The following is a 26,045-nucleotide window of genomic DNA, read 5'->3' on the forward strand; positions in this document are numbered from 1 at the left end:
CCGTCGTAGGCATGATGACGCGCGAGATGAACCTGATGATGGCCGCGTCGACGGCCGGCCTGCTGGGCTTCTACCTGCTGTTCTCCTCCGCCCCTCTGTACGCCGCGACCGGCGGCGGTGGCGGGCTCGGCGCCGGGTCCGTGACCGGCGCCATGATGCTGGCCACGGTCGCGGCGGAGCTGGCGGTGCCGTGGCTGCTGTCCCGGCTCGGCTACCGGGCGGTGATGGGGCTCGGGCTGGCGCTGCTCGGGCTTCCGGCGCTGCTGCTGCCGCTGTCGGCGGCGCTGGGCTGGGTGCTGGCGGTCAACGTGCTGCGCGGGGCGGGGCTGGGCGTCCTGGTGGTGGCGGGCACGGCGCTGACGGCCGAGCTGGTGCCGGCGGAGCGGCGCGGCGAGGGGCTGGGGCTGTACGGGGTGGCGGTCGGGATCCCGTCGGTGCTGGGGCTGCCGCTGGGGTTGTGGGCGAGTCACGCGCTGGGGTTCGGGCCGGTGTTCGCGGTGGCGGGGCTCGTGCCGCTGGCGGGGCTGCCGGCCGTGCTGGGCCTGCCCGCGACGCGGCCCGCCGCGAAGCCCGCCGCCGGTCCCACGGCGACCGGCGGGGTGGCGGGGCTGGCGCTGATCTTCGCGGCGGTGACGACCGCGACCGGCGTCCTGGTGACGTTCCTGCCGCTGGCGGGCACCCCGGAGCTGGCCTCGGGCGCGCTGCTCGTCCAGTCCCTGGCCACCCCGGCGGCCCGCTGGTGGGCGGGCCGGCACGGTGACCGGCGCGGCTCGGCCGGGCTGCTGGCGCCCGGCGTGCTGGCCTGCGCCGCCGGTGTCGCGCTGCAGGTCTGGGCGGGCAGCCCGGTCGTGGTGGTGGCGGGGATGGCGCTGTTCGGGGCCGGGTTCGGGGTGCTGCAGAACGCGACGCTGGCGCTGATGTTCGAGCGCGGCGGGGCCGCGCGGGTGAGCGCCCTGTGGAACCTGGCATACGACGCAGGGATGGGCGTGGGGGCGATGGGGTTCGGGCTGGTGCTGGGGCACACCGGGTACGCGGCGGGGTTCGGGCTGGTGGCCCTGATCGTCGCGGTGACGCTGCCGCTGACCAGGGCCGAAGCCCGGGTCAAGGCCCTCGCGCGGTGTGCCTGAGCCGGAGGTCAGGAACGCCGTGTGCGCTCCACTCCCACGGTGATCTCGTTGCCGAGCCGCCGCCCCAGGAGCAGCTCCAGGTCGTCGCCGCTCCAGAACCGGCCGGGGTCGTACCAGTTGGGCCGGCGCCCGCCCGGCAGCAGCCCCATCGCCTCGTAGGTGACGGCCACCACCTCGGCGCAGTAGGCGCTCTCCAGGGTCGCCTCCTTGCGGCTGCGGCGCGGGACGCGCCCCTTCGCCCAGCGGGCGGCCAGGCGGGCGGTGGAGGGGAACGGGGTGCCGTCGAGCCTGGCCACGGTGCGCAGGGCGGCGTCCTCCATCTCGGGGGTGGCCTCGGGGTCGAGCTGGCGCAGCCAGGCCCGCTGGTCGTAGCGGTCGGCCCACACCTTGACGGCGTCGCGCAGGTCGTGGAGCTGCACGCCCCGCTGGTGGGTGCCCGACCAGAGGTCGAGCAGGGATTTGCCCAGCTCGGCGTGCCACATCATCGGCGGCAGGTCCTCGATCACGATGGCCATGCCCACGTGGTTGACCGGGCTGTTGGTCATCGTCTGAATGGCACGGTCGGGCACGGAACGCCCGCGGAAGATCCACAGATCGCCCGTTCTCGTCACCTTGACGGCCTCGTCGAGAGTCAGCACAGGGCTAGCCTAGGCAACATGCGCTGGTGGAAGATGCTCGGCTTGGCCGGGATCATGGGTGTGGCGGCCACGGGGGTGGTGATCGCGCGGGCCGAGCGGCGGCGCCGCGCGTACACGCCGGAGGAGATCAGGACCCGGTTGCGGGAGCGGGTGGAGAGCGCCCGCGCCGACGACGCTCAGCCGGAGGGCCGCAGGTCGTAGACGAAGACGACGTCGGGGTAGGCGGGGTTGTCGTCGTAGCCCTGGATGCCGCCGAGGTAGGCCCGCCGCGCCTTGACCACCCAGGGCAGCGCGGCGGCGGCGCGCAGGTCGAGCACGCGCGTGGTGGCCTGCTCGTAGGCGCGCTGGGCGGCCGGCTTGTCGGTCACGGTCAGCTCGGGCAGCGTGCCGAGCAGCGCGTCGAGGGTGCGGTCGTTGAGGTACGACAGGTTCATGACGGGCGGGTTCGCGCTGTGGAAGACCTGGCCGAAGTAGGAGTAGCCGTCGGCGTAGTCGGGCCACCAGTACATGACGAAGATGTCCTGGCCGCGTTTCTTGCCCAGCTCCCACTGCTCGTTCCAGTGCATGCCGCGCGCTTCGAGGGTGACGTTGAGCGTGCGCAGGGTGGCGCGCAGCCGCCGGACGAGCACCTGCTCGTCGGCCTCGCCCTCGCCGTAGGTCAGGCGCAGCCGCAGCGGCCGGCCGCCGGGGCCGTAGCCGGCCTGCTGGAGCAGCCGGGTGGCGGCGGCGAGGTCCTGCTTCGGCTCGCGGCCCGGCACGTGGCCGAGCAGCCCTTCCGGGACGATGCCGCTGGCGGGCATCACGGAGCCCTTGAGCGCCTTGATCAGGCCGCGGTAGTCGATGGCCTTCTGGACGGCCTTGCGCACCCGGATGTCCTTCATGGGGCCGGCGGCGGTGTTGAAGAGCATCATCGCGGTGGTGAACGAGGGCCGGTCGGAGGTGCGCAGCCCGGGCGCGGCGGCGGCGCGGGCGAACAGCTTCGGGTCGAGCCGGTCGACGAAGCTGGCCTCGCCGTCCTGCAGCATCCGGTACGCGCGCTCGGTGTCGGGCACGGCCTTGTACTTGATCGTGTTGTAGTGGGGCCGCCGCCAGCCGCCCCAGTAGCCGTCGTAGGCGGAGAGCGTGAGCTCGTCCTCCTTGCCCTTGTTCCACTTGGTCACGGTGTACGGGCCTGAGCCGGCGTCCCGGCCCTGGCGGAAGAACGCGTTCAGGTCGGGGGCGGCCTTGGTGTCGTAGATGTAGGCGGCGTACCCGGCGGAGGCGACGAGGTCGAGCGGCACGGGGTACTTCAGCGCGAACGTGACGGTGAGCGGTCCTTCGACCCTGATGGAGGAGACGGCGTCCCAGATGTAGGAGGCGCCGGCGCCGGCCTTCATGGTGCGCTCGATGGAGGCTTTGACCGCCTCGGCGTCCAGGGGCCGGCCGGTGTGGAAGGTGACGCCGGAGCGCAGGGTGAAGGTCCAGGTGCGGCCGTCGGCGGAGGAGCGCCAGGACGTGGCCAGGCGGGGGGCGGACTTCTTGGTGACGGGGTTCCAGAGCGTGAGCGTCTCGTAGACGTTCTGGAAGGCGATGATCTCGTTGGAGTAGGAGCGGCTGGGGTCCCACTCGGTGACGATGTCGGTGTTCTTGACGTAGACGAAGGGCGACTCGCCCGCCGGTGCGCGTTGCGGCTCGGGGGGCGTCGAGCAGGCGGCGAGCGCGAGCAGCGCGACGGCCGCTACGAGTCGACGGCCCAACGCGGCTCCCTCTGTGGCGGATGTGATTCCCGGGAAACCTACTCCAAGATCAAGCCGAGACGTGACACGTGTCCAAAAGTCCCGAAAAATTGGGCATTCTGGTGATCGAATTGCTATTCTCGGGGCTTGTCCCGTCCGGGGTTGCCAGCTTGGGACCGACCGGAGTGAGGTGCCATGGGTCGTAGCCGAACGATCCGCATGAAGATCATCGGACTACTACTGGTGCCACTGACCTCCATGGTGGTGTTGTGGGGGGTCATCACCGCCGTCACTGCCGGCGAGGGGTTGGAGCTACGCGAATACAAGACAGTCTGGACGAACCTCCGTCTTCCCGCGTACAAACTGATCAGCGAGATCCAGCGCGAACGTCTCATCTCGGCTCAGCTCCTGCGTAACGTGGCGGACGAGTCCGCCGTGGCCGCGCAGCGCACCAAGACCGACGCCGCCCGGGACTCGTTCGCCCAGCTTTCCAGCAAGTCGAAGGACAGATCGGAAGAGATCCGCACACAGGTGGACGCGGTGTACACGCAACTCGACAGGCTCGACTCGGTCCGTGGGGAGATCGACGCGGGTCTGTCGGACCGTCTGCACAGCGTGGAGGCGTACAACTCGGTCATCGACACCCTGTACAGCCTGCACCGCAAGGTCGCGCTGATCGACGACATCCCGATCTACGAGCAGTCGCGCGTGGTCATCGACATGGGTTACGCGCGGGAACTGCTGAGCAGGGAGCAGGCCCTCGGCCTCGGCACGGTCAGCGCGGCGGAGCGCAGGCTGTTCACCCAGCTCGCCGGCAACCGGCGCTTCCTCATCGACCAGGGCCTGGCCGAGCTCGACCCGGCGCTGCGCGACCCGCAGGTCGCCCTCATCAGCTCCCCCGCCTACCAGCGGATGCGGATGATGGAGGACCAGATCATCGCGGGCGGCACGCCGATGGGCTGGCTGAGCACCACCGAGGGGCTGGCCAAGGCGTTCAACGAGGCTCAGATGCGGGCCAGCACGCTGCTGAACGAGCGCGCGGAGCCGGTGGCCGACGAGGTGCTGTCGCGGGCGTTCCTGCTGGCGGGCACGGCGCTCGCGCTGGTGATCGTGTCGATCGCGTTCTCGCTGCGGATGGGCACCCGCCTGTCGAAGGAGCTCGGCGCGCTGCGGCTGGCGGCGCTGGAGGTCTCGCAGGAGCGGCTGCCGCACGTGGTGGCCAAGCTGCGCAAGGGCGAGAAGGTCGAGATGCCCGAGCTGTCGGTGGCCAGCACCACGGTCGAGATCGACGACGTGGGGAAGGCGTTCTCCACCGTGCAGCAGACGGCGGTGGAGGCCGCGGTCGGGCAGGCGCAGCTCAGCGAGGGTGTGGGGCACGTCTTCCGCAACCTGGCGCGGCGCAGCCAGACGCTGCTGCACCGCCAGCGCATCCAGCTCGCGGACATGCAGCACCGGGCCACCGACCCCGAGCAGCTCGACGACCTGTTCAAGCTGGACCACCTGACGACACGCATGCGCCGCCACGCGGAGGGCCTGATCATCCTGTCGGGGGCCACGCCGGGGCGCGGATGGAGCCGGCCGGTGCCGCTGCTCGACGTCGCCCGCGGCGCCGCCGCCGAGGTGGAGGACTACCAGCGGGTGGTGGTCGAGCCGATGTCCGGCCAGCGCCTGGCCGGAGCCGTCGTCGGCGACGTGATCCACCTCATCGCCGAGCTGATCGAGAACGCCACCGTCTACTCCCCCGCGCACACGCCGGTCATCGTGCGCGGCGAAGGGGCGGCCCGGGGCTTCGCCTTCGAGGTCGAGGACCGGGGTTTCGGGATGGAACCAGAAGAGCTGGCCGAGTACAACGAGCGGCTGGCCAGCCCGCCGGAGTTCGACCTGGCCGACAGTGACCGGCTCGGCCTCTTCGTCGTCTCCCGCCTGGCCGCCAGGCATGACATCCGCGTGACGTTGCGCGGTTCACCATATGGAGGGACCACCGCGATCGTGTTGATCCCGGAAGAGCACGTGGCAGAGCCGGAGCCCGACGCCCCGGCGAAGGCCGTGCAGAAGGAGCCCGCCGCTCGCCCCATGCGGGTGGTGCGAAGTGACTGAAGAGCGCTGGCTGGACGAGGACGCCGGTCCGATCGTCCCCGCCTACCTGCTGACCAGGGGCCGGACGGTGCCCGCGAGCGAGGCCATCGACCTCATCGCGGTGATCATCACCGCCGGCGGCCTGACGCCGCCCCGTGGCCTCGACCCGGAGCACCTCATCATCCTGCAGAAGTGCACCCAGCCCACGCGCCTCGTGGACGTGGCGGCCGAGCTGAACCTGCCGATCGGCGTGGTCCGGGTGCTGGTCGGCGACCTGCACGCCCAGCAGCTCGTGCAGGTCGAGCTGCCGCCGCCGGCCCCGGACGCCAAGGTGCTGCTCGAAGTGATCAGTGGCCTGAAGGCGCTGTGACCAGCCCGCGGCTGAGTCAGTGGCCTGAAGACGCCGTGACCAGCCCGCGGTTGAGATAGCCGTACCCGGCCGCGAACAGCGCGGCCACGACGCCCGCCGCGGCGGCTGCCCCGAAGACCCAGGGGTAGCCGCCGCCCGCGGCCAGCACGGCGGCGATCGCGGCGCCCGCGACGCTGCCGCCCACGATCCTGACCAGCGCGTTCACCCCGGCCGCCACGGCCGTCCTGTCGGCGGCGACGTGCTCCACCGCCATCGTGCCGAGCGCCGCGTAGCCGACGCCGAGGCCCATCCCCATCAGCGAGGACGCCACGTACAGGTGCACCGGGGCCGTGTGCTCGATCACCAGCCAGAGCCCGGCCAGCGCGGTGATGCCCGAGCCGGTCGCGACCATGGCGGAGGCCGGGAGCCGGCGCATGATCCGTCCCGCGAACAGCGAGATCACCAGCATGAAGAAGGTGCTGGGCAGCAGGTAGATGCCGACCTGGAGGGTGGTGGCGCCGAAGCCGCCCGCCGCCGCGGGCACCTGGGCGAAGCCGGACATGCCGGTCAGCAGGGTGAAGAACGAGAACCCGAGCAGCAGCGAGGACACCGTCGCCCCGACCGTGCCCCGGTGCACCAGCATCGCCATCTGCACCAGCGGCTCGGCCACCCTGCGCTCGACGAGCACCCAGACGGCGGCCAGCACCGCCGCGGCGGCGAGCAGCCCGAGCACGCCCGGGGACGTCCAGCCCCAGGAGCCGCCCTCGCTGACGGCCAGCAGCAGCGCGACCAGCCAGGCGGTCAGCAGGGCCGCGCCGAGCAGGTCGGGGCGGCCCTTGACGGGCGGGGCGGCGTCACGCACGAGGAAGGCCACGACGATCCCGGCCACCAGCGAGATGCCGCCGGTGATCCAGAAGACCAGGTGGAAGTCGCCGGAGGCGAGCCCGGCCAGGATCATCCCGCCGCCGCTGCCGAACCCCATCGTCGCGCTCAGCACGCCGATGCCGGTCGCGAGCTGCTGCCGGGGCAGCGCGTCGCGTACCACGCCGATCGACAGGGGCACCAGCGCGGCCACGAAGCCCTGGAGCACTCTTGCCACGATCAGCCAGGTCAGCGAGGTCGCCAGCGCGGCCATCACGGAGCCGACCACCAGGAGAGCCAGGGCGCCGAGGATCATGCGGCGCCGGCCGTACATGTCGCCGAAGCGGGACAGCAGCGGGGTGGAGACCGCGCCGACCAGCAGGCTCAAGGTGAGTGTCCAGCTCACGGCGGTGAGCGAGGTGTTCAGCTCCCGCTGGAGCACGGGAAGCAGCGGCACGACCGCGGTGTTCTGCAAGGCGGCGATGGAGGCCGCGAAGGCCAGGGAGATCACCCCTGGCCAGGGGTTCAGGCGGGTGGTCTCGCGCGACTCGGGCACGACGACTGTCGCCATGTCGGCTCCTTTAGATAACTTGGGTAAGTAACCGAGAACCGATAATACATACGTAAGTTAGGTAAGCAAGCGGATGGACGAGAATCTGCACCGCACGGTGAACGCCTATCGCCGGCTCGCGACCATGTTCAACCGCGCCAAGACCCACGAACGGCTGACCGAGGCCGCGGGCATCCGGCTCGACCGGCCCGACGTCCAGATCCTGGTCACCCTGCTGGACGCGGGCGAGCCGCGCCGGATCGGCATGATCGCCGAGGCTCTTCAGGTGGAGAGCCCGCACGTGACCCGGCACGTGGCCGCACTGGAGCGGCGCGGGCTGCTCGAACGCGTCCGCGACCCCGACGACGGGCGGGCCTGGCGCATCGCGCTCACCGAGGACGGCGCCGAGGCCGCCACCGCGTGCCGCCGGGTCACCTCCGACTGGTTCGAGGGCGCGCTGAAGGACTGGTCAGAGTCGGACCAGGCGGAGCTGGCGCGGCTGATGGACAAGCTCGCCGACGACATGTACGTCCATCTGAAGCCTCAGCTCGACAGGACGTCCTCCGCGCGGTGACAGGCCACCCGGCGGCCGTCCAGGTCCCGCAGGGCCGGCGCCTGCTCGCACTGCGGCACGGCCAGCGGGCAGCGCAGCCTGAACGGGCAGCCGGTCGCGGCCGGCACCGCCTCGGTCCTGCCCCTGGCCTGCGGCGGCGGGCCGCCGAGCTTCGGCACGGCGTCGCGCAGCGCCCTCGTGTACGGGTGCGCCGGGCTCGCCAGCAGCTCGGCCGTGGGGCCCGACTCGACCACGCGGCCCGCGAACAGCACGTGCGAGGTGCGGCAGAGCCGCTCCACCACGGCCAGGTTGTGCGTGATGAGCAGCCGCTCGGTGTCCAGCGACACCAGCAGGTCGAGGACCCTGGCCTGGACGGTGACGTCGAGCGCGCTGGTGGGCTCGTCGAGGATGAGCAGCCGGGGCCCGACGGCCAGGGCGCGGGCGATCACCACCCGCTGGCGCTGGCCGCCCGAGAGCTGGTGGGGGCGGCGGTCGGCGAGCGCGGGGTCGAGGCCGACCTGTTCGAGCAGCTCGCCGACGCGGGAGCGGGCGGCGCGCGGCAGCGCCTCGGCGACGGAGCGGCCGACGCGCATCCGGGGGTCGAGGGCCTCGGCCTGGAAGACGGGCTGCACGTCCCTCCTGAACGCCCTCAGGTCGGCTTTCCGCAGCGGGCGATCCCCGTACCAGATGTTTCCGGACATGGGGCTCAGGAGGCCCAGGAACGCGCGCGCCAGCGTCGTCTTGCCCGACCCGCTCTCCCCGATCAGGCCCACGCCGCCCTCGGTGATGTCCAGGCTCACCTCGTGCACGACGGGGCGGCGGCCGTACCCGAGCGTCACCCTCTCGGCCCTCAGCATCGTCACGGCAGCGCCTCCAGCAACTCTCGGGTGTACGGGTGCGCGGGCCTGGCCAGCACCTCGGCGGCCGGGCCCGACTCGACCACCGCGCCGTCCTTCATGACCAGCACCCGGTCGGCGATCGTCGAGACCAGGGCCAGGTCGTGGGAGACCAGCAGGAGCGCGAGGTCCCGCTCGGCCCGCAGCCGCCGCAGCACGCCCACCACCTCCGCCTGGACGGTCACGTCGAGCGCGCTGGTGGGCTCGTCGGCCAGGATCACCTCGGCGCCCAGGGCGATGGCCAGCGCGATCGCGAAGCGCTGGGCCTGCCCGCCGGAGACCTCGTGCGGGTAGCGGCGCAGGATCTCGCGGTCGAGCACGACCGCCTCCAGGGCCGCGTCCACGTCGTTGCCCTGCCGGCCGTGCAGCGTGAGCGCGCGGCGCATGAGCGTGCCGAGGCGGGTGGCGGGGCTGAGCGCCGCCTGCGGCGACTGCATGACCAGGGCGGCGCGGGCGCCGCGGATCTCGCGCAGGGCCTTCTGGGAGGCGGTGAGCACGTCCACGCCGCACACGCGCACCCGTCCCGAGATGTCGGCGTTCTCGGTGAGGCCGAGGAGCGAGAGCAGCGTCGTCGACTTGCCCGACCCGCTCTCCCCCACGATCGCCACGCACTCCCCCGCGCCGACGTCCAGCTCGGGCACGTCGGCGACCAGCCGCCCGCCGTAGCGCACCTGGAGGTCGCGCACCGAGATCATCACTTGACCGCCCTCCGCGGGTCGAGCGCGTTGCGCAGCCCCTCACCCAGCACGTTGAACGCGAACGCCGTCACCAGGATCGCCAGCCCCGGGAACGTCACCACCCACCAGTTCGTGGTGAACAGCGTCTGCCCCTGCTGCACCATGAGCCCCCACTCCGCCGTCGGCTCCTGCGCGCCCAGCCCCAGGTACGACAGCGCCGCCGAGGTCAGGATCACCCCGCCCGCGTCCAGCGAGAGCTGCACCAGGACGGGCGTGAGCGAGTTCGGCAGCACGTGCCGCACGATGATCAGCGGGGCGGGCACGCCGAGGCAGCGGGCCGCGTCCACGTACGGGCGGGTGGCGATCGAGGCGGCCACGGAGGCGGCCAGGCGGGTGTACCACGGCCACCAGGTCACCGCGATGGCCAGGATCACGGTGTTCACGCTCGGCTGCAGCACGACGGCCAGCGCCAGCGAGAGCAGCAGCGCGGGGAAGGCCAGGAACACGTCCGTGACCCGCATGATCACGTCCCTGACCCAGCCGCCCGCGTACCCGGCGACCACGCCCAGCGTCACCCCGACCGCCGCCGAGACGCCCAGCACCGCCACGGCGATGGTCAGCGAGGTGCGCCCGCCGTACAGGATGCGGGTGAGCACGTCCCGCCCGACCTGGTCGGTGCCGAACCAGTGCGCCCCGCTCGGCGGCAGCAGCCGCTCCAGCGGGCGCGGCTCGTCCAGCGGGTACGGCGCCAGCCACGGCGCGAGCAGCGCGGCCAGCACGACGACCGCCAGCAGCACCGCCCCGAACGCGGCGAACCGGTCCGGGATCCGCGGCAGGCTGCGGCGCAGCGGTTGCACATCCGTCATCGCGACCTCGTACGGGGATCCACGAAGCCCTGGAGCACGTCCACGACCAGGTTGGCCAGCACGTACACCAGGGCGACCAGCAGGGTGACGCCCGCGATGGCCGGGGTGTCCAGCGAGCGGATGGACTCGGCGGCGTAGCGGCCCAGGCCCGGCCAGTTGAAGACGGCCTCGACGAGGAAGCCGTTGACGATCGCGTACGCGAAGACGAGCGCGATCAGCGACAGCACCGGGCTCAGCGCCGGCCGTAACGCGAACCTGGTCAGGATCGACGTCTCGCCGAACCCGAGCGCCCGCTCCAGCCGGGCGTGGTCCTGCCCCGACTCCTCGATGAGCGCGGCCCTGGTCATCTGGGCGATCACCCCCGTGGGGTAGGCGGCCACGACCAGGGCGGGCAGCACCAGGTGCTCCAGGGTGCTGGTGAAGATGGGCCAGTTGCCGGTGATGAGGGCGTCGACGATGGTGATGTTCGTCCAGAGCGTGAGCGGGCTGGTGGTGTCGAGCGTGGTGTCGTACTCGCCGGCGATCGGGAACCAGCCGAGGTTGCTGGCGAACACCGTCTGCAGCGCCAGGGCCAGCCAGAAGACCGGCACCGAGACGGCCAGCATGCTGCCGAGCCGCACCCCGAAGTCGGGCAGCCGCATCTTGTGGCGGGCGGCGAGCACACCGAGCGGGACGCCCAGCGCGATCGCGACGAGCAGCGCCGTCCCCACCAGCTCCAGCGAGGCGGGGAAGGCCAGGTAGAGGTCGTCGCGCACCGGCTGCCTGGTGCGCAGGCTCGTCCCCCAGTCGCCGGTGACCAGGTCGCGGGCGTAGGTGAGGAGCTGCACGGGCAGCGGGTCGTCCAGGCCGAACCGGGCGCGGGCCTCGGCCAGCTGCTCGGGCGTGGCCTTCGGCCCGGCGAACGCGACCGCCGGGTCACCCGGCACCAGCCGCATCACCGCGAACGTGAGCACGACCACGCCGGCCACGACCAGGAGGGCCTGGCCGAGCCGGCGGGCCAGATAGGCGAGCATGGCGTCAGCTTGCGCGCTTGAGGTCGTAGAAGAAGACGACGTTCGGATAGGCCGGATTGTCCTGGTAGCCCTGCACGTCGGCGGTCAGCGCCCGCTGGTACGTCTGGACATACGGCACCGCCACCGCCGCCTGCTGCTGGATGATCTGCTGCTGGAGCTTCAGGTACTCCTGCTCGGCCGCCGACTTGTCGGTGGCGGTCAGCTCGGGCAGCTTGTCGATGGCCGCGTCGATCGCCGGGTCCTTCAGGTACGACAGGTTGAACTGCGGCTTGTCGTTGCTCCTGAACACGTTGCGGAACCACGAGTAGGCGTCCGGATAGTCCGGGTACCAGTACATGACGAAGACGTCCTGGCCCTTCTTCTTGCCCAGGTCCCACTGCGCGCCCCAGTTCATGGGCTTGGCCTGCAGCGTCACGTTGAGCTGCTTGAGCGTCGAGCTGAGCAGCGTCACCAGCAGCTTCTGGTCCTCGTCGCCGATGCCGTAGGTCAGGCTGAGCTTCAGCTCCTCCAGGTCGGGGCCGTACCCGGCCTCGGCCAGCAGCGCCTGCGCCTTGGGCAGGTCCTGCTTCGGCGCCATGCCGGGGGTGTGGCCGAGCAGGCCGTCCGGCACCAGGCCGCTGGCCTTCTGCCCGGCGCCCTCCAGCGCCGCCACCAGGCCGTCGTAGTCGATGGCGAGCTGCAGCGCCTGCCGCACCCTGACGTCCTTGGTGGCGCCTTCGGCGGTGTTGAACAGCACCAGCAGGTTCTGGAACGACGGCGACTGCGCCGTCTGCACGCCCTGCGTGCTGCCCGCCTGCGCGAACAGCTGCGGGTTGAGCCGCTCGACGAAGTTCACCTCGCCCTTCTGGACGAGCTGCCAGGCGGTGGTGATCTCGGGCGTGACGCGGAAGGCGACCTTCTTGTACTGCTCCGGCTTCCAGCCGCCCCAATAGTCGTGGAACGCCTTCAGCGTCAGCTCGGTCTCCTTGCCCTTCTGCCAGGAGTCGATCGTGTACGGGCCGGTGCCTGCGGTCGTCTTGCCGTCGGCGTCCACGGCGTCGGCGTCGTAGATCCAGGCGGCGTAGCCGGAGGAGGCCGACAGGTCGAGCGGGGCGGCGTACTTGAGCGTGAACTTGACGGTGCTCGCGTCCACCGCCTCGATCTTGTCCACCGGGTCCCAGATGTAGGCGGCGCCGCCCTTCTTCTCGATCGTGCGCTCGATGCACTTCTTGACGGCCTCGGCGTCCATCGGGTCGCCGGTGTGGAACTTCACGCCCTGCCGCAGCTTGAACGTCCACTCCTTGCCGTCGGCCGACGACGTCCACTCGGTCGCGAGGCGCGGCTCGGCCTGCTTGGTCTGGGAGTTGTACCTGGTCAGGCCCTCGTAGATGTTCGACAGGGCGATGATCTCGTTGGAGTAGGAGGTCGCCGGGTCCCAGTCGGTGACCACGTCGTGGTTCGGCGCGTAGACGAACGTGGCGTCGTTGGCCGGCCCGCCGGTCTGGCCGGCCGGGCTGCCGCTGCTCGCCTGCGGCTTCGGTGTCCCGCCGGCGCCGCGCACCTGGCCGCCCCCGCACGCGGACGCGGACAGGGCGAGGAGACCGGCTACCCCGGCGACGAGCAGACGCTTGTGCCAGTGCATGGTGGGGGGTCCTTTCGATGTGTCACCGGGCGAGGGGTCCGGCTGCTTTGACGTGCACCCGCACGGCGGGCTCGGAGAGATAGCTCAGCGGCACCTCGAGGAGGTCCACGATCTCGACCCCGGCGGGGTCCGCCCCCGCCGCCACGGCTCGCGCCCGCGCCTCCTCCTTGGCGCTCTCGATCGCGTCGGCCCGGCTGTCTCCCGCTGGCAAGATCGTATCGACTCTGCCGCTCGCGAGGGCGATGGCGGCGCCCACGGCGTTGGCCACCTCGGCGTGCTCGGGCCTGATCACGCGGCTCACGCCGGGGAGGTGATCGGGCAGCAGGAACGCGCCGCCCCCCACCGCCACCAGGGGCCGGTCGCTGCGGCCGAGCGTCATCCGGTCCACGGCGTCGATCACCATCTCGTCGGCTCTGGTAACCGCGCTTTCCAGAATGTCTGCCTTTTCTTCCGACATGTCACCCATGAGGCGGTCCCGCCAGTCGTCACCGCCCGGCGGGACCCGGCCTGCCGCGACCGCCGCGTCCGTCATCGTCGCCGTCGCCCCGCCGAACACCAGAGCCTCGCTTCTGATGCGGTAACCCACCGAGTCCGGGCCGAGGCCGTGCGGGCGCACGACCGTGCCGCCGCCGAGCGCGATGGCCAGGATGTCCGGCATGCGGAAGTTGGTCAGCACGCCGCCGATCTCGACCGCCGCCGCCGACTCCCGGGGGAACCCGCCGGCCAGCACCCCGAGGTCCGTGGACGTGCCGCCCACGTCCACCACCACCGCGTCCGCCACCCCCGACAGGTACGCGGCGCCGCGCAGCGAGTTGGCCGGGCCCGAGCCGATCGTGGCCACCGGCAGGCGCGCGGCGTGCTCCAGCGTCATGAGCGTGCCGTCGTTCTGCGCTAGGTACGGCCGCGCCCCCAGCCCCCGCTCCGCCAGCGCCGTCACCAGGGCCTCCGTCACGTGCCCGGCGACGCCGTAGAGGGCGGCGTTCAGCACGGTCGCGTTCTCGCGCTCCAGCAGGCCCAGCGAGCCGATCTCGCAGCTCACCGACACCGGCAGGCCGTACTCGGCCCTGACCAGCTCCGCCACCCGCCGCTCGTGACCGTCGTCGGCCGGGCTGAACACGCTGGTGACCGCCACCGCGTCGGCCCGCACGCCGTCCAGGAAGCGGCGGACCGCGTCCAGGTCGAGCGGGCTGATCTCGCGGCCGTCCACGTAGTGGCCGCCGGGGACGATCGCCTCACCCGCCGAGACGGCCTTGCGCAGGTCGTCCGGCCAGTCGGACAGCGGCGGCACGGACGTGGTGGCGGGCGCGCCCAGCCGGACCACGGCCACCCGGCCCAGGCCGCGCCGCTCCAGGATGGCGTTCGTGGCGTGCGTGGTGCCGAGCATGACGCGGCCGACGCGCGCCCGGTCCTCGATCATCTCCAGGACGGCGTCCAGCGCCGCCCGCAGGCCGTCCGTCACCTCCGGGGTGGTCGGCCGCTTGGCCTTGGCGATCACCCGTCCGCCGGCGTCGAGCACGACCGCGTCGGTGTTCGTGCCGCCGACGTCGATCCCGATGTGCAGGTCAGCCATGCGTCAGCTCCTCGACGGGTACGTAGTCCAGGTCGTATCCGAACGCCCGCGGCCCGGCCGTCTCCAGGCCCTTCGGGGTGCGCCAGAGGGGGTCGCAGGGCCAGGCGAGCACCGTGACGCGCTGGCCGTAACGCAGGCCCTCCGTCTGGACGGCGGCGGCGGTCTCGGTGTCCACGACCGTGATCAGGTCGGGCACCATGGCGCGGGTCCGGCCGTCCTCGACGGCGACCAGGTTCTCGTTCTGCAGCTCCAGCGTCAGGCGGCGGCCGCGGTCGTCGCCGGTGCCCTCGATCGTGGCCGTGCCCCGGACGAAGCCGCCCGTGGTGCGCCGCTCGACGTCGGTCAGCTTGCCGGTGATCAGCCGGGCGGCGCCCAGCCGTTCCTTCAGCGCTCCGAGCGGGTCCGCCGCGCCCTCCGTGGCCCGGCCCACCTCCAGGGCGCGGGTGACCGTACCCTCGATGACCGCGCCCCTGGCCCGGTCGGCGGTCAGCACATAGTCGGACATGAGCGCATGTGAGCCTGCCGCCACGCAGACGGCCCGCGCGATGCGCTCCGACCAGAGCCCGTCCACCGGGCGGATCGTCACCACGTTGCCCGCCACGTCGGACATGATCACCAGGTCGGCCGGGATGCCCGCCACGTACATCGAGACCATCTGCACCTCGGGGAAGGCTCGCCCCATGCCGTCCGCGTCGAGCAGCGGCACCCCGAGCTGCGCGGCCCAGGCGACGGGCGCCACGCCGTTGGCGCCCCCGATCTCCGAGGACATGATCGCGCTCGGCGGGCGGCCGAAGATCCGCTCGGCCTCCTCGGCGATGCGCTTCGGCTCGTCCTCGCCGTGGATCATCTCGTGGCTGACGGTCGGCGCGCCGATGCCGGACAGCGGCAGGATCAGCGCGTCGCCCGGCAGGTCGTCCAGCGTCAGCAAGGGCACGGGGCCGTACTCGCGGATGGCCCTGACCGCCGCCAGCGACCCCGTACGCACGTCTCCCCCGCCACCGGTGCCCAGCACCGCGCAGCCGCGGGCGAGGGCCGGAATATCGTTCGCGTCAATTCTCATATGCCGCCACAACCAAGCACATACCGCCGCACAACGCCAGTCTCAGCGCCTTGTGCCACCCCCTACTCTGGTGCGTATGCGGATTTCGGTGGCCGCCGACAGCAAGGACGGCGTGGCCGAGCGGGTCGTGTCCGAGCTGCGCCGGCGCGGGCACGAGGTGGTGACCCACGGCGCGCTCAACGACGGCGAGCGCGACGACTGGGCGTGGGCCTGCGAGCTGGCCGCGCGCGACGTCACCGAGGGGCGGGCCGAGCAGGCGGTCGTCTGCTGCTGGACCGGCACGGGCGCCTCGATCGCGGCGAACAAGGTGCCGGGCGTGCGCGCCGCCCTGTGCGTCGACGCCTACACCGCCGACGGGGCCCGCAAGTGGAACGACGCCAACGTGCTGGCACTGAGCCTCCGGCTCACCTCCGAGGTGGTGCTCGACGAGATCCTCGACGCGTGGCTGGCGGGGCGGCCCAGCACGGACCCGGCGGACGTCGCGAACGTCGCCCACGTCGACGCCATCTGACCGTCCGCGTTCACGACCCCAGCCTCTGCGTGCAGGTCCCCAGCCTCCGCTCCACGACCCGAGCCTCCCGTTTCAGGACCTCAGGACCTCAGGACCTCAGGACCTCAGGATCCCAGCCCCGCTTCAGGGGCCGAGCACGCGGAGCAGGGCCTCCTCGACGGCGGCCTTGACGGTGGCGGGGTCGTCGAGGTCGAAGCCGACCACCAGGCCGTCCCTGATCAGCATGAGCACGTCGGCGGTGCGCGCCGGGTCGGGGTGGCCGGCGGCGGTGAGCAGGTCGCGGTAGAGGTCGCGGTTCCAGCGCCGGTGCGCCTCGATCGCCTTGCGCACGGGATGTTCCGGATCGGGGTACTCCGCCGCCGTGTTGACGAACGGGCAGCCGCGGAAGGTGAGGCCGGCGCCGAAGTCGCACATGAACGCGAAGATGGCCTCCAGCCGCTGCCTCGGTGAGCCCTCGCGCAAGCTCTCGGCCAGGCCGCGCTGCATGGTGGACTGCTCCACGATGTACGCCCTGACCAGGTCGTCCTTGCTCGGGAAGTGGTGGTAGAAGGTCGCCTTGGCGACCCCCGCCTCGGCGATGATCCGGTCGATGCCCACCGTGTGCACGCCCTCGCCGTAGAACAGGCGGGTGGCGGTCTCGAGCACCCGTGTCCGTGCGGGGCTCTGCCGGGTTTCTGCGCTCACCCTGTTGACGATACCAGACAGACCTGTCTACTCTTCTTCTCAGACGGACAGACAGGTCTGTCTACCTAGGAGAGGTCACCCGAACATGAGCATCTACACCGCCATCGCCACGTCCTCCGGCCGCGACGCCCGCGCCGTCTCCTCCGACGGGCGGCTCGACGTCAAGCTCGCCCTCCAGAAGGAGCTCGGCGGCGACGGGGAAGGCACCAACCCCGAGCAGCTCTTCGCCGCCGGCTACGCGGCCTGCTTCGCCTCCGCGCTGCGGCTCGTCGCGGGCAGCAAGCAGATCGACGTCTCGGACGCCGCCGTCACCGCCGAGGTCGGCCTGTCGCCCAACGGCAAGGGCGGCTTCCAGCTCGACGCCACCCTCCGGGTCGAGCTGCCCGACGGCATCGCGCCGGAGGTGGCACGGGAGCTCGTCGAGGCCACCCACCAGGTGTGCCCGTACTCCAACGCCACCCGCGGCAACATCCCGGTCGAGCTGGTCATCGAGTAGGCCCGCCAACCGGTCCGGCACCGCACTCGCACCCGCACCGCACTCGCACCCGCACCGCATTCGCACCGCACCCGCGGACAACCGTCCATCGGCCAGCCACCGACCGGGCAGCCGCACCCCCGGAGGGTGCCGCCCATCCGCCGGCCGCACCCCCGGGACAGCCACCCGTCACACCGGAGGCAGGGAAATCGTCGGTCCCACCCTTTAGGGTGCTGGACATGACCGACGTGCTGCTCCGCGGAGGGCTCCCCTGGGGCCTCGGGGCGCCTGCCGACATCCTGGTCCGCGCCGGCCGCGTCGCACGGGTCTCCTCCGACCCGATCGAGGCGCCCGGCGCCCAGGTCATCGACGTGCCGGGGCAGCTCGTCCTGCCCGGCCTGGTCGAGGCCCACTGCCATCTCGACAAGACCCTCTTCGGCGGCCCGTGGGTGCCCCACTCCGCCGACGACACGCTCGCCGGCCGCATCTCCAACGATCTCGGCCGCCGCGCCGAGCTGGGCGTGCCGAGCGTGGCCCGCATCACCGCGCTGCTCAGACGCATGAGCGCGGCGGGCACCACGCACGTCCGCACCCACACCGACATCGACCCAGAGGTGGGCCTGCGCGGTGTGGAGGCCGTGCGCGAGGCCGCCGCCGGCTGCCCCGTCGACGTGCGCCAGGTCGCCTTCCCCCAGCACGGCGTGCTCACCAACCCCGGCACCGCCGAGCTGCTGGAGGAGGCGCTGAAAGGCGGCGTCGAGGCGATCGGCGGGCTCGACCCGGCCGGCATCGACCGCGACCCTGTGCGCCACCTCGACCTGGTCTTCGGCCTGGCCGGCCGCTACGGCACCCACCTCGACCTCCACCTGCACGACGGTGGCTCGCTGGGCGGGTGGGAGCTGGAGCTGATCATCGAGCGCACGAAGGCGCTCGGGCTGGGCGGCCGGGTCGCGGTCAGCCACGCGTACGCGCTGGGCCAGCTCGACGGCGCCTACCAGGCCCGCCTGATCGACGGCCTGGCCGAGGCCGGGGTCGCCATCGTCACGGCGGCCGTCTACGACTTCCCCGTGCCGCCCGTCAAGAAGCTGCGGGCCGCCGGGGTCACGGTCGCGTGCGGCCACGACGGCATCCGCGACCTGTGGGGCCCCTACGGCAGCGGCGACATGCTGGAGCGGGCCATGCACGTCGCCTACCGCAGCACGTTCCGCAGAGACGACGACATCGAGCTGGCGCTGGAGGCCGCCACCGTCGGCGGCGCGCGGGCGCTCGGGCTCGACGACTACGGCCTGGCTCCGGGTGACCGGGCCGACCTCGTCGTGGTGCCCGCCGGGAGCCCGGCGGAGGCCGTGGTCGTTCACCCTGCGCGCACTCTGGTCATGAAGGACGGCGTCGTCCTGCACAATTGACCGGCGGGACCATCGAAAGGCAGGCAAGTGCTCTCTATTCACCAGCGGATCGCCGCAGAGCTCGGCGTACGCGAAGGGCAGGTGCAGGCGGCCGTCGACCTGCTCGACGGCGGCGCGACCGTGCCGTTCATCGCGCGATACCGCAAAGAGGCCACCGGCGCCCTCGACGACGCGCAACTGCGCACGCTGGAGGAGCGGCTGCGTTACCTGCGCGAGCTTGAGGAGCGCAGGGCGGCGATCCTGGAGTCCATCGAGTCTCAGGGCAAGCTCGACGACGAGCTGCGCGAGCAGATCATGGCCGCCGAGACCAAGGCCCGGCTCGAAGACATCTACCTGCCCTACAAGCCGAAGCGGCGCACCAAGGCGCAGATCGCGCGCGAGCTGGGGCTGGAGCCGCTGGCCGACCAGCTCCTCGCCGACCCCATGCTCGACCCGGTGGCCACCGCCGAGGCGTTCGTCACCGAGGGCGTGGCCGACGCGGGCGCGGCGCTCGAAGGCGCCAGGGCGATCCTGATCGAGCGCTTCGCCGAAGACGCCGACCTCATCGGCGGGCTGCGCGAGCAGTTCTGGGAGCGCGGGCGGCTGGTGTCGCGGGTGCGCGAGGGCAAGGAGGAGGCGGGGGCCAAGTTCTCCGACTACTTCGAGTTCGGCGAGCCGTTCACGAAGCTGCCCTCGCACCGGATCCTGGCGATGTTCAGGGGCGAGAAGGAGGAGGTGCTGTCGGTCACGCTCGAGCCCGACGACAGCCCCGACTACGAGCTGCGCATCGCCTCCCGGTTCGGCGTCTCCGACCAGGGCCGCCCGGCCGACAAGTGGCTCACCGAGACCGTGCGCTGGGCCTGGCGCACCCGCATCCTCGTGCACCTGGGCATCGACCTGCGCATGCGCCTGTGGCAGGCCGCCGAAGACGAGGCGGTGCGCGTCTTCGCCGCCAACCTGCGCGACCTGCTGCTCGCCGCCCCGGCCGGCGCACGGCCGACGATGGGTCTCGACCCGGGCCTGCGTACGGGCGTGAAGGTCGCCGTGGTCGACGCCACCGGCAAGGTCGTCGAGACCGCCACCATCTACCCGCACGAGCCCAAGCGGCAGTGGGACCAGTCGCTCGCGGTGCTGGGCGCGCTCGCGCAGCGGCACGGCGTCGAGCTGATCGCCATCGGCAACGGCACGGCCTCCCGCGAGACCGACAAGCTGGCCGGCGAGCTGGTCAAGCACATGCCGTCGCTCACCAAGATCGTGGTCTCCGAGGCGGGCGCGTCGGTCTACTCGGCCTCCCCCTACGCCTCGCAGGAGCTGCCCGACCTCGACGTGTCGCTGCGCGGCGCCGTCTCCATCGCCCGCCGCCTGCAAGACCCGCTGGCCGAGCTGGTCAAGATCGACCCCAAGTCGATCGGCGTCGGCCAATACCAGCACGACCTGGCCGAGTCCAAGCTCTCCCGCTCGCTCGACGCGGTCGTGGAAGACGCCGTGAACGCCGTCGGCGTCGACGTCAACACCGCCTCGGCGCCGCTGCTCACCCGCGTGTCCGGCATCGGCTCCACGCTCGCGGAGAGCATCGTCCGCCACCGCGACGCCAACGGCCCCTTCCGCACCCGCTCGGCACTCAAGAGCGTGCCCCGGCTCGGCCCGAAGGCGTTCGAGCAGTGCGCCGGCTTCCTGCGCATCCGCGGCGGCGACGACCCGCTCGACATGTCCGCCGTGCACCCCGAGTCGTACCCGGTGGTCCGCCGTATCCTCACCTCCGCCAAGACCGACCTCAAGTCGCTCATCGGCAACACGGCGGCCCTGCGCACCCTGCGCCCCGAGGACTTCACCGACGACACCTTCGGCCTGCCCACGGTCACCGACATCCTGCGCGAGCTGGAGAAGCCCGGCCGCGACCCGCGCCCCGCCTTCAAGACCGCCACCTTCAAGGAAGGCGTCGAGAAGATCTCCGACCTCGCGTCCGGCATGATCCTGGAGGGCGTCGTCACCAACGTCGCGGCGTTCGGCGCGTTCGTCGACATCGGCGTGCACCAGGACGGCCTGGTGCACGTGTCGGCCATGTCCCGCACCTACGTCAAAGACCCGCGCGACGTGGTCAAGCCCGGCGACATCGTCCGCGTCAAGGTCCTCGACGTGGACATCCCCCGCAAGCGCATCTCCCTGACCCTCCGCCTTGAGGACGAGACCGCCGCCCAGCAGCAGAACGGCGACGGCCCCCGCCGGGGCGCGGGCGCCGGCCGTCAGGGTGGCGGTCGCGGCGACGGTGCTCGTGACAGTGGCCGCGGGGCCGGTGGTCGCGGTGACGGCGGTCGCGGCAAGGGCGACGGGCAGCGTGGCGGCGGCGACGGCGGGCAGCGCGGTCGCGGCGACGGTGGCGGTGGCCGGGGTGGCCAGCGCCGCCAGGACCGCCCCGCCCCGACCGGCGCGATGGCGGAAGCCCTCCGCAAGGCCGGCCTGACGGGCGACAACCGCTGACCGACGTGGCCCGGAAGCGGAACGGCGTACTGCCCCGGCATCTCCACTGCCAGGGCAGTACGCCGCACTGAGGTGCCGGGACATGGATCACCGTGGCTGCCACTCGGTCAGCGTCGCAGGCATGATCCTCGACGCCCGCGGCAGGGGTTCGGTGCATCATCGCCTCGCGGCGGATCGGCCAGGGCGAGGGGCCGCGTCCACCATCCGTGGTTCTCGACCCGCCATCGTGATGGGGCTGAGCGCGTAGCCGAGCCTCAGGGTGGTGGGGTGGCGATACGGTCTAGAGGTGAGCACGACGATGTTCGACACCGCGATCACTCAGGCCCGCGACCTGCTCCGATGGCGTTCCCCGCTGCGCACGGAGCTCTGGGCCGCCCGCCTCACGGCCGAGCTGGAGGCGTCGGAGCAGGAAGATGTGCCCGGCCGGGTGGCGGCGTTCCTGCGGCGGCTGGCGGAGGACGGGAGTCCGGAGGCGCGGCTCACCCTTGCCGCGCTGGCGATCGTGAACGGTCCTGCCGAGCCGGAAGATCGTGAGGAGCGGCCCTACACGATGGCCGGGGAGGGTGTGGCGGTGAGCCTGCCCGGGTGGGTGGCGCGGATGGGGCGCGTGACCTGCGACGGCGGCTGGTACGGGAAGGGCGATCCGTACGGGGAGCAGGTGCTGGCGGCCCTGTCCTTCCGGTACGACAACGGCAAGGAGCCGCATGTCGTGGTCGTCGGCATCGATCAGCCCAGCGGCGGGCTGGCCGTGGACGCGGTGGTCGAAGAGGCGAAGTTCCTTGATGAGCTGGAGCTGCGGCCTACGCCGCCGGAGAGTGTGGCGGCGCGGATCCTGGATGCGTTCGAGCTGACCGAGCGGGTCCTGGGGGCGCAGGTGGCTGACACGTTGCCGGGTGTGCGGCCGTTCGCGATCGCCCGCGCTCGGTCCTTGCGCACCCGTACGCACGACGCCTCGCCGGGGCACGCCGAAGGTGGTGTGCCTGGACGTGCGAGAGACACCGCCTCGGAGATCGCCCTGGAGGGGCTGCCTGACGTGCCCGGTGCGCGGGAGGCGTTCGGGAAGCTGGTCGAGTTCGTGGGTGATCGGCCGTTGTGGTGGAGCCCGGCTCGGGTGTCGCAGTTCCTGACGCGGTGGCTGCCCAGGGAGGCGATCCTCAGCGAGGAGGCCATTGCCGCGATGCCGGAGGTGGTGCGGGCCTGGAGCCGGCAGCAGGGTGGGCAGCCGGAGGTGTTGCGGCAGGTCGATGAGGAGGCACCGCGCTTGCCTGGGCTTATGGCTGACGAGTCGCTGGCGTCTCTGCAGAAGCGGCTGGCTCAGGCGGCCGATGCGCGTTCGGGGCATGACTGAGGGCTGTTGTGTTGTGTGCAGCGGAGGTGTCGCCTGACGTACAAGGGCGGCCTTGTACGGTGCTCATGTGGAGGTTGACCGGCTTGATCATCTCGTGCTGACCGTATCCGATCTTGATGCGACGATCGCCTTCTATAGCCAGGTTCTGGGGATGGAGGCGGTGACGTTCGGCGAGGGGCGTCGGGCGCTCAGGTTCGGGCGCAGCAAGATCAACCTGCATGAGGCCGGGCGCGAGTTCGAGCCCAGGGCGGCTCGGCCGGTGCCGGGGAGTGCCGATCTGTGCTTCATCGTCGCCGAGTCGATGGAGACGATCGTGGCTGAGCTGGGGGCGCACGGTGTTGAGATCGAGGAGGGGCCGGTGGGGCGGACGGGGGCGGCTGGGGGGATTCTCAGCGTGTATGTCCGGGATCCGGATGGGAACCTCATCGAGCTCAGCACCTATGGGGATTGAGTCTTCCGATGACCTTGGTTCCACGGTCTTGTCTTGTAGCCGTTGGTGAACGGGCCGTGGGTTCGCGAGTGCGCCGGAGGCGCGGGGGGTGCGCCGTCAGGCGCCTGGGCGAAGCGCCTGAGCCCCATTGCGCGTAAGCGCCCCCTGCGAAGCCCTTTCGGGGTGGGCATTCGACGGGCAACCACCCCATCGAGTCACGGGGTGGGTGGCCGGGGTCAGAAGGCGTAGCGGATGTGGCAGTACGGCAGACGGTCGCCGATCAGGTCTGTCAGGGCGGTGACGTAGCGGCCCTTGTGGCCGGTGCGGTAGCGGACGTTCCAGCCGCCTGTTTCTGAGCGTTTTGCCTGCTGAAGGTCTGGGCGCCACAGGACCTCTTCCGCCTTCGGGTGCCAGCCTAGGTTGACCTCGTGGAGGCGGTCGTTGTGGGTGAGGAAGATGACCTCGGCGGCCAGTTGGGCTTTGGCCTCCGGGCTGAGGGTGTCGTCCAGGTGGGTGAGGAGGGTGGACCAGTCTTCCAGCCAGCCGTCCCGTACGACGACCGGGCTGAAGTTGACGTGGATCTCGTAGCCGGCCGCGACGAAGTCGTTGATCGCTTCGATGCGGGCGGCGATGGGTGAGGTGCGGATGTCGAGGAGTTTGGAGTCGGCCTGCGGCATGAGGCTGAAGCGGACGCGGGTGCCGCCGCGCGGGTTCCAGTCGAGCAGGTCGCGGTTGACGTACTTGGTGGCGAAGCTGGCCTTGGCGTTCGGCAGGCGGGCGAACAGGTCCACCAGGTCCCGTACGTTGTCCGACACCGTGGCGTCCACCGAGCAGTCGGAGTTCTCGCCGATGTCGTAGACCCAGGCGTGCGGGTCAACCTGGTTCGGCTCGGGCTTGATGCCTTGGCGGGACGCGTGGCGTTCGACGTACCCGAGGATCTTGTCGATGTTGGCGAAGACGGTGATCGGGTTGCTGTAGCCCTTGCGGCGCGGGACATAGCAGTAGGCGCAGGCCATCGCGCAGCCGTTCGCCGTGGAGGGGGCGATGAAGTCGGCCGAGCGGCCGTTGGGGCGGGCGGTCAGCGACTTCTTGATCCCGAGCACGAGCGCTTCGGTTTTGATGCGGACCCAGCGGGCCACGTTCGCCTCGTCGCCGTAGAGCTCCGGGATGCGGTGGTGGCTCTCGATCTCGACGCGGTCGGCGTCGGGGTAGCGGGCCAGGATCTCCTGGCCGCGCGGCAGCTCGGTGGCGGCCGGCTCGACGTAGATGCGCCGGATGTCCAGCAGAGGGTTACGGATCGTGGTGGCCATGTCACTTGTCAGACTACCCGCCCTGGTCAGATGGCCCGGACGATGCCCAGACGAGGCGAGGCCAGGCAGGAGGGAGGGAGGGGTGAGGGAGCGACGAGCGCAGGGTGGGGCAGGGTGGGGCGCGGCGGGCCCGGGGGCAAGGCAAGGCGAGTGCAGGAGGCGGCGGTAGGGGGAGGAGGCGGGCTTACGGTGGTTGGTCGTGGGGGCAGGCGTAGGCCGTTCTGGAGGCAAGTCGCCAGGTTTCGACCGGGGTGCCGCAGCGGCGGCAGTGCTCGCGTTTGTAAACCCAGCGCTCGTCCGGCGCCGACGGGTCGCTGACCACCTGCCCGGCGTCCCTCCCCAGGGCGAGGTACGTGGCCGCCGCCTCCCACAGCCGCAGCGCCGTGGCCGCGTCCACGTTGCGCGTGCCGGGGTGGACGCCCACGAGGAACAGCAGTTCGGCTCGCCAGGCGTTCCCGATGCCCGCCCACACCCCCTGGTCGAGCACGCCGGCCCCCACGGGGCCGCGGAAGGCGGTCAGGCGTCGCACCGCCTCCGACGGGGAGGCGTCGTCGCGTAGCGGGTCGGGGCCGAGTGAGTCGCGCAGCGTTGCGACGGCCGGCGCGTCCATGGGCTCGCAGCGGATGGGGGCGATGAGGTCGTAGGCGACGTCGTCGGCGGCCAGGCGCAGGCGGGTGCCGGGCCGGGGCGGGGTCGCGGGGTCGTCGTGGCGCAGGTAGATGCCGCGCATGCCCAGGTGCACGTGGATGGCGGGCAGGCCGTTCTCGAAGTGGTACAGGAGGTGCTTGCCGAGCGCCTCCACCTCCGTCAGCGCCTGCCCGTCGTACGGTCCCGCCTCGAAGCGGCCCTGCGGGCTGGAGGCGCGGACGGTCCGGCCGGACAGGGCGGTGTGCTGCTCGCGGGCGTGCCGGTGGATGAGGTGACCTTCGGGCATGCCAAAGGGTCTACCCCGCGCCCGGCCCGCCGCGCCGAACGGCCACCCCGCCATGACAGGGCTATCCCGCGAGCTGCGCCGCCGCGCCGAAGGGCTATCCCGCGCCCCGGCCCGCCGCGCCGAACGGCTATCGCGCGAGCTGGGCCGCCGCGCTGGCGAGCAGCAGGTCGAGGGCCGTCGGGTAGGCGCTGTCGTTCATCCTGGCCACCAGCAGCGGCGCCGTGGCCGCGATGTTGGGGTGGGTGCTGGCGGGCAGGCGGGCGTACGTGGCGCGCCACACCTCCTCGTCGGCCTCCCGGGCCGCCTTGGGCAGGGCGAGGGTGGCGGCGTCGAGGATGGCGAAGGCGAGGCTCTGGTCGATGAACGCGTGGTAGATGCGCACGGCGTCGGCGTCGGGGAAGCCGGCTCCGCGCAGGATGCCGAGGATGGTCTCGTCGCTGGCGACCTCGTTGGGCCGGCCGGTGACGCGGCTGGCGGTGAGGACGGCGGCCTGCGGGTGGGCGAGGTAGGCGTTGTGGATGCGCAGGCCGAGCTCGCGCAGGTCGGCCCGCCAGTCGCCGCTGGGCGCGAAGGAGGCCATGGCGCGGCCGAACAGCTCGTCGGCGATGGCGAGGATCAGGTCGTCCATGCCGCGGAAGTACCGGTAGACGGTGCTGGCGTCGGCGCCGAGGGCGAGGCCGAGGCGGCGGGCGGTGAGGCCGGCGGGGCCGTGCTCGCGCAGCATGCGCAGCGCGGTCTCGACGATGTGGGCGTGGGTGAGCACCTGTCCCTGTTTGGTGGGACGCCGCCGCCGGCGGGCCGCTTCCGGCACGACGCGTTTGGCCATGGAACGCCTCCTTATGCCAACGCCATTGACGTTGTTGAGCATACGAGCGTTTGATGTACGACACACCCCCCAAAAAAGCCATAAAAGGGGAT

At 71.8% G+C, this 26,045-nt stretch carries 25 protein-coding genes; 11 read left to right on the top strand and 14 right to left on the bottom strand.

All coding sequences use genetic code 11. The features are described from left to right. Window positions 1-11 precede the first annotated feature (11 nt). Window positions 12-1,127, top strand: a complete 1,116-nt coding sequence (locus tag HCN51_RS13460; protein ID WP_206066971.1) for an MFS transporter — start codon at window positions 12-14, stop codon at window positions 1,125-1,127. An 8-nt stretch (window positions 1,128-1,135) separates the two neighbouring features. Here HCN51_RS13460 and HCN51_RS13465 read toward each other — a convergent pair whose 3' ends face one another. After that, window positions 1,136-1,765: a hypothetical protein gene (locus tag HCN51_RS13465; protein ID WP_168009999.1), complete on the bottom strand. Its 630-nt coding sequence runs from the start codon at window positions 1,763-1,765 to the stop codon at window positions 1,136-1,138. Window positions 1,766-1,783: 18 nt separating this feature from the next. On the opposite strand from HCN51_RS13465, the gene HCN51_RS13470 reads away from it, so the two are divergent. Further along, window positions 1,784-1,966: a hypothetical protein gene (locus tag HCN51_RS13470; protein WP_168010000.1), complete on the top strand. Its 183-nt coding sequence runs from the start codon at window positions 1,784-1,786 to the stop codon at window positions 1,964-1,966. Here the strand turns inward: HCN51_RS13470 and HCN51_RS13475 are convergent. Further along, window positions 1,942-3,501: an ABC transporter substrate-binding protein gene (locus tag HCN51_RS13475; protein ID WP_168010001.1), complete on the bottom strand. Its 1,560-nt coding sequence runs from the start codon at window positions 3,499-3,501 to the stop codon at window positions 1,942-1,944. The genes HCN51_RS13470 and HCN51_RS13475 overlap by 25 nt on opposite strands. Window positions 3,502-3,675: 174 nt before the next feature. On the opposite strand from HCN51_RS13475, the gene HCN51_RS13480 reads away from it, so the two are divergent. After that, entirely contained in the window at window positions 3,676-5,577 is a 1,902-nt protein-coding gene (locus HCN51_RS13480; RefSeq protein WP_240972788.1) for a sensor histidine kinase, read from the top strand. Next, entirely contained in the window at window positions 5,570-5,926 is a 357-nt protein-coding gene (locus HCN51_RS13485; protein WP_043630385.1) for a DUF742 domain-containing protein, read from the top strand. The genes HCN51_RS13480 and HCN51_RS13485 overlap by 8 nt, the downstream gene beginning before the upstream one ends. A 16-nt stretch (window positions 5,927-5,942) precedes the next feature. Here HCN51_RS13485 and HCN51_RS13490 read toward each other — a convergent pair whose 3' ends face one another. Beyond that, window positions 5,943-7,337 carry an MFS transporter gene (locus tag HCN51_RS13490; protein WP_168010002.1) on the bottom strand — a complete coding sequence of 465 codons (1,395 nt, stop codon included), beginning with the start codon at window positions 7,335-7,337 and terminating at the stop codon, window positions 5,943-5,945. Window positions 7,338-7,410: 73 nt separating this feature from the next. Here HCN51_RS13490 and HCN51_RS13495 point away from each other — a divergent pair, with 73 nt between their 5' ends. Continuing rightward, window positions 7,411-7,890, top strand: a complete 480-nt coding sequence (locus HCN51_RS13495; RefSeq protein ID WP_080045803.1) for a MarR family winged helix-turn-helix transcriptional regulator — start codon at window positions 7,411-7,413, stop codon at window positions 7,888-7,890. On the opposite strand, the gene HCN51_RS13500 is transcribed toward HCN51_RS13495, so the two are convergent. The 7 genes from HCN51_RS13500 to HCN51_RS13530 are packed head-to-tail and all read right to left on the bottom strand — an operon-like array spanning window position 7,860 to window position 15,572. Further along, window positions 7,860-8,726, bottom strand: a complete 867-nt coding sequence (locus HCN51_RS13500; RefSeq protein ID WP_206066999.1) for an ABC transporter ATP-binding protein — start codon at window positions 8,724-8,726, stop codon at window positions 7,860-7,862. The two genes, HCN51_RS13495 and HCN51_RS13500, sit on opposite strands and share 31 nt — an antisense overlap. Window positions 8,727-8,728: 2 nt before the next feature. Next, a complete protein-coding gene (locus tag HCN51_RS13505) occupies window positions 8,729-9,460 on the bottom strand; it encodes an ATP-binding cassette domain-containing protein (RefSeq protein WP_168010004.1) in 732 nt (243 codons plus the stop codon). After that, entirely contained in the window at window positions 9,460-10,308 is an 849-nt protein-coding gene (locus tag HCN51_RS13510; RefSeq protein WP_080045800.1) for an ABC transporter permease, read from the bottom strand. Before HCN51_RS13510 ends, HCN51_RS13505 begins: the two co-directional genes overlap by 1 nt. Beyond that, window positions 10,305-11,321 carry an ABC transporter permease gene (locus HCN51_RS13515; protein WP_168010005.1) on the bottom strand — a complete coding sequence of 339 codons (1,017 nt, stop codon included), beginning with the start codon at window positions 11,319-11,321 and terminating at the stop codon, window positions 10,305-10,307. The genes HCN51_RS13510 and HCN51_RS13515 overlap by 4 nt, the downstream gene beginning before the upstream one ends. Before the next feature lie 4 nt (window positions 11,322-11,325). After that, a complete protein-coding gene (locus HCN51_RS13520; protein WP_168010006.1) occupies window positions 11,326-12,942 on the bottom strand; it encodes an ABC transporter substrate-binding protein in 1,617 nt (538 codons plus the stop codon). A 22-nt stretch (window positions 12,943-12,964) separates the two neighbouring features. Next, on the bottom strand, window positions 12,965-14,512 hold the full coding sequence (locus HCN51_RS13525) for a hydantoinase/oxoprolinase N-terminal domain-containing protein (RefSeq protein WP_168010007.1): 1,548 nt from the start codon (window positions 14,510-14,512) through the stop codon (window positions 12,965-12,967). Then, window positions 14,505-15,572 (bottom strand): S-methyl thiohydantoin desulfurase family protein, encoded by a 1,068-nt coding sequence (locus tag HCN51_RS13530; RefSeq protein WP_168010008.1) that lies wholly within the window; start codon window positions 15,570-15,572, stop codon window positions 14,505-14,507. Before HCN51_RS13530 ends, HCN51_RS13525 begins: the two co-directional genes overlap by 8 nt. Window positions 15,573-15,648: 76 nt before the next feature. Between HCN51_RS13530 and HCN51_RS13535 the strand changes: the two genes are divergently transcribed. Continuing rightward, on the top strand, window positions 15,649-16,083 hold the full coding sequence (locus tag HCN51_RS13535; protein WP_168010009.1) for an RpiB/LacA/LacB family sugar-phosphate isomerase: 435 nt from the start codon (window positions 15,649-15,651) through the stop codon (window positions 16,081-16,083). 123 nt (window positions 16,084-16,206) lie between these two features. Here HCN51_RS13535 and HCN51_RS13540 read toward each other — a convergent pair whose 3' ends face one another. After that, window positions 16,207-16,767, bottom strand: coding sequence for a TetR family transcriptional regulator (locus HCN51_RS13540; protein WP_168010010.1), 561 nt, complete (start codon window positions 16,765-16,767; stop codon window positions 16,207-16,209). Between the two features lie 85 nt (window positions 16,768-16,852). Between HCN51_RS13540 and HCN51_RS13545 the strand changes: the two genes are divergently transcribed. The 5 genes from HCN51_RS13545 to HCN51_RS13565 all read left to right on the top strand — a co-directional run bounded on the left by HCN51_RS13545 (window position 16,853) and on the right by HCN51_RS13565 (window position 22,904). Next, window positions 16,853-17,263: an organic hydroperoxide resistance protein gene (locus HCN51_RS13545; RefSeq protein ID WP_080045793.1), complete on the top strand. Its 411-nt coding sequence runs from the start codon at window positions 16,853-16,855 to the stop codon at window positions 17,261-17,263. 218 nt (window positions 17,264-17,481) lie between these two features. Next, on the top strand, window positions 17,482-18,648 hold the full coding sequence (locus HCN51_RS13550) for an amidohydrolase (protein ID WP_168010011.1): 1,167 nt from the start codon (window positions 17,482-17,484) through the stop codon (window positions 18,646-18,648). A 27-nt stretch (window positions 18,649-18,675) separates the two neighbouring features. Continuing rightward, entirely contained in the window at window positions 18,676-21,105 is a 2,430-nt protein-coding gene (locus HCN51_RS13555) for a Tex-like N-terminal domain-containing protein (RefSeq protein WP_168010012.1), read from the top strand. A gap of 286 nt (window positions 21,106-21,391) precedes the next feature. Beyond that, complete coding sequence (locus HCN51_RS13560) at window positions 21,392-22,453, top strand: hypothetical protein (protein ID WP_168010013.1); 1,062 nt, start codon at window positions 21,392-21,394, stop codon at window positions 22,451-22,453. Window positions 22,454-22,520: 67 nt separating this feature from the next. Further along, on the top strand, window positions 22,521-22,904 hold the full coding sequence (locus HCN51_RS13565; RefSeq protein ID WP_168010014.1) for a VOC family protein: 384 nt from the start codon (window positions 22,521-22,523) through the stop codon (window positions 22,902-22,904). 215 nt (window positions 22,905-23,119) lie between these two features. On the opposite strand, the gene HCN51_RS13570 is transcribed toward HCN51_RS13565, so the two are convergent. The 3 genes from HCN51_RS13570 to HCN51_RS13580 all read right to left on the bottom strand — a co-directional run bounded on the left by HCN51_RS13570 (window position 23,120) and on the right by HCN51_RS13580 (window position 25,953). Then, a complete protein-coding gene (locus HCN51_RS13570) occupies window positions 23,120-24,193 on the bottom strand; it encodes a spore photoproduct lyase family protein (protein WP_168010015.1) in 1,074 nt (357 codons plus the stop codon). Window positions 24,194-24,377: 184 nt separating this feature from the next. Beyond that, window positions 24,378-25,127 carry a DNA-formamidopyrimidine glycosylase family protein gene (locus HCN51_RS13575; RefSeq protein WP_168010016.1) on the bottom strand — a complete coding sequence of 250 codons (750 nt, stop codon included), beginning with the start codon at window positions 25,125-25,127 and terminating at the stop codon, window positions 24,378-24,380. Between the two features lie 127 nt (window positions 25,128-25,254). Beyond that, window positions 25,255-25,953 carry a TetR/AcrR family transcriptional regulator gene (locus tag HCN51_RS13580; protein WP_168010017.1) on the bottom strand — a complete coding sequence of 233 codons (699 nt, stop codon included), beginning with the start codon at window positions 25,951-25,953 and terminating at the stop codon, window positions 25,255-25,257. Between the last annotated feature and the right edge of the window lie 92 nt (window positions 25,954-26,045).

Source organism: Nonomuraea composti (genome assembly GCF_012034275.1).
In the GTDB taxonomy this organism is placed as follows: domain Bacteria; phylum Actinomycetota; class Actinomycetes; order Streptosporangiales; family Streptosporangiaceae; genus Nonomuraea; species Nonomuraea composti.